Origin of the sequence: Parendozoicomonas verongulae (assembly GCF_009711465.1) — a bacterium.
In the GTDB taxonomy this organism is placed as follows: domain Bacteria; phylum Pseudomonadota; class Gammaproteobacteria; order Pseudomonadales; family Endozoicomonadaceae; genus Sansalvadorimonas; species Sansalvadorimonas verongulae.
Map to the genome: position 1 here is coordinate 1,620 of NZ_SMME01000618.1, position 339 is coordinate 1,958.

1 protein-coding gene is annotated in these 339 nt (G+C 53.7%); it reads right to left on the bottom strand.

Going from position 1 to position 339, the window contains the following annotated elements:
• On the bottom strand, nt 1-339 hold a 339-nt coding region (locus tag E1189_RS23065), incomplete at both ends, for a hypothetical protein (RefSeq protein WP_196221040.1).

Consider the following 339-nt stretch of genomic DNA (forward strand, 5'->3'; position numbering starts at 1 on the left):
ACTCAGGGCCGTTTGCATGTTATCCATGCCCCCCATAATCTGAAAATGTCTACCTAGTGTTAACTCAACATCTTTGTCCTCACAGGGAGTGTTTACCTGCCCTCTGGCCGCCCGGGTGCGCAGCTGGGTATAGATGTCCAGAGCCTTTTTCAGGTTATCCGCTCCCCCCATGACCTGAAACAGTCTGCCCAGAGCCAGTTCGACTTCCTTGTCATCACAAGGGGTGTTCACCTGCCCACCGGCCATCCGGGTACGCAGCCGGGTATAGATGTCCAGGGCCTTTCTCAAGTTATCCATGCCCCCCATAACCTGAAGATGTCTTCCCAGTGTTAACTCGAT